This is a genomic window from Komagataeibacter oboediens, assembly GCF_003207815.1.
Classification (GTDB): Bacteria; Pseudomonadota; Alphaproteobacteria; order Acetobacterales; family Acetobacteraceae; genus Komagataeibacter; species Komagataeibacter oboediens.
The window spans coordinates 1-2062 of sequence record NZ_NKTX01000160.1 but is presented as its reverse complement, the minus strand read 5'-3'; the positions used below and the strand labels follow the sequence as shown (position 1 = coordinate 2062).

At 51.9% G+C, this 2062-nt stretch carries 3 protein-coding genes; all 3 read left to right on the top strand.

All coding sequences use genetic code 11. From position 1 onward, the window contains the following. The first annotated feature begins 170 nt into the window (after nucleotides 1-170). The 3 genes from CFR80_RS19130 (at nucleotide 171) to CFR80_RS19120 (ending at nucleotide 1615) form a co-directional block, all read left to right on the top strand. Nucleotides 171-488 (top strand): hypothetical protein, encoded by a 318-nt coding sequence (locus tag CFR80_RS19130; RefSeq protein ID WP_146221712.1) that lies wholly within the window; start codon nucleotides 171-173, stop codon nucleotides 486-488. 468 nt (nucleotides 489-956) lie between these two features. Then, nucleotides 957-1238, top strand: a complete 282-nt coding sequence (locus CFR80_RS19125) for a hypothetical protein (protein WP_146221711.1) — start codon at nucleotides 957-959, stop codon at nucleotides 1236-1238. Between the two features lie 176 nt (nucleotides 1239-1414). Beyond that, nucleotides 1415-1615, top strand: coding sequence for a hypothetical protein (locus CFR80_RS19120; protein ID WP_146221710.1), 201 nt, complete (start codon nucleotides 1415-1417; stop codon nucleotides 1613-1615). Nucleotides 1616-2062 lie beyond the last annotated feature (447 nt).

Genomic DNA, 2062 nt, shown 5'->3' with positions numbered 1-2062 from the left:
TGCGTCCTCAACCGCATGGACATTGATCGCCTCGATCCGCATGCTCACACGACGGACAGCAAGGCATTGTCAAGCTTGAAAAACTTTCGGATCGGGCTCTTAAACGCGCTCATGTAGGACAGGGGTATGAAATGCGTCGGAGATACCTAATAGCAGGTGCTTTAGCCGGGATGGGATGGATTTGTTTCTCTCATCCGAGCCTGAGTAGTGATCTTTTAAGCAGTGGTTTGGGGGATGATGCTTCATGCGGGCAGGTGCGTAACTTCGTTGTGCATCATGCTCCAGCCGATGCGCGAGAAGTGCAGCACAATAGAACTTTTTGGAGTCAAATTATCCAAAAAGCAAACGTGCCATCTGGGATTTCAGATGAAACAAGGCAGGTATTGATGGGGATTTTCAATGAAAAATGCCTTGTCCGTCCACAAGACAATGTTGTTCTGATTATGAATGATTCAGCTTTGGAATTAGGGTTGTTTGAGAGGCAGTAAATATGAATAGGAAGACAATTAGCAGCTAACCGCATTTCCGCCACGCAATATCCTCAAGGCACGATCAGTGAAACCGCCGTGTTGGGACGGCCCAAATCGTGGTAATGATGCCAAATGGCCGCGAATTGGCATCTGCCGTTCAGGATGTGGAGTTTAAGCAAGCGAGACAAGAGTTCCGGGCAACCGGAACCGCCGCAGACCCAAAGAAGGATGTTCAGGTGTCGGGACGGGCCATAGGGAGATAAAGGTAACCGTCGGAAAGGAAATATGATGTGGAGGTGGATCTTCATGCTCGGGCTTATGACTGCGTTTCCGGCATAGGCGCAGGATGAGGAAGTTGCACCGAAAACCGCGTGTCCGCTTCCTAAAAATGGTTGGCCAACGCGCACGGGATTCACTTGTGCCAATCTAGACGAGAAAACAATCACATCACTTGAGGGTGTAACCCGAAGGCAGGTGCAGGAAATATTGAAGGCTCCTGGAGATTGTTCGCTCGATGGGACCATGTGCCATTATGATGATTGGAATGTGGGAAATGGCTCCTATTATGGCGAAGTGACCGTGTATTATGACGCGGTAGGCGACACCCACCACGTCAAGGCCCGCGCCGAACAAGCGATTAAGTCGCCATTCAGCGCAGGCTACTTCATGTCAGATCAGCCCAATCCCTTCTTTGATGTTATCTGGGACAATCTCTCGGACGATGCAAGCTGTTCGGATTTTACCGGCCAACCCCAACGCTGCAATTGAAAGGATCCACCCAACCGGGCAGCTCCTTTCCTCGCCGATCAACTCGGCGCTACGAGCAATCGCTTGCTTGCGATCCCGTTTTGGTCCCGTTGTCAAGATTAATAACGGTAGGTAGGATTCAACCCGGATCGCCGTGAGGCGTTCACTGTCTGCAACCTGAACCGAGGGAGGGAAAGATGTCTGTAGCGCGTTTCGTTGATAGCATGAAGAAAGCCCTCGGGGTGGGGAAGGGTAAAAACGACCCGCTCAAGGAAGGTCTGGTAAGCATTGCTGACGGATTGAAAGAATCCTCTGATCGCCTAGAAAAAAGGTCTAAGCGAATCAAAGAGGATCGTGAACTTGGCGGACGAATCACCAGACACAGAATTTCTCTGTGATGTTCTCTACGCAGACCGAGATAGGTTGATTTCCTATCTTGCCCAAGTTGAGCCTAACGGTGTTTTAACCGGCATCAAACTGACTTCGGGCGAGCAAGATACAATAGCATCCGAAGGAGCGTTGAACGTACATCTCGCGTCCGGGAAGTTGAGCGCGAACTCGAATGCGTCCGAAGGTAAGCTTCCGGCGACTGACGCCTTGCTGAATACTTCTGGTCTGGTTCAGCTATGAAGCATGAGCGATTTAAGAGATAGGGACACGGTACTACCTGCGAGTGTCGCAGGTAGTACCGCAGAGAGGCTCCAAAGGAGCGGTAGAGAGACAGGCGAGCGGGACAGGCTGGCGGGCGCCTCGCGGATCGAGATCGTTTCGGATCGCCGCCGCTGGCACGCCCCTGAATTTCGCGCGCGAGTGGTCATCGCGTCCTACGAGAGCCGACGCCCCAT

Coding starts and splice junctions, on each gene's coding strand:
- CFR80_RS19120 (WP_146221710.1), top strand. CDS start 1,415: ATGTCTGTAGCGCGTTTCGTTGATAGCATGAAGAAAGCCCTCGGGGTG.
- CFR80_RS19130 (WP_146221712.1), top strand. CDS start 171: ATGGGATGGATTTGTTTCTCTCATCCGAGCCTGAGTAGTGATCTTTTA.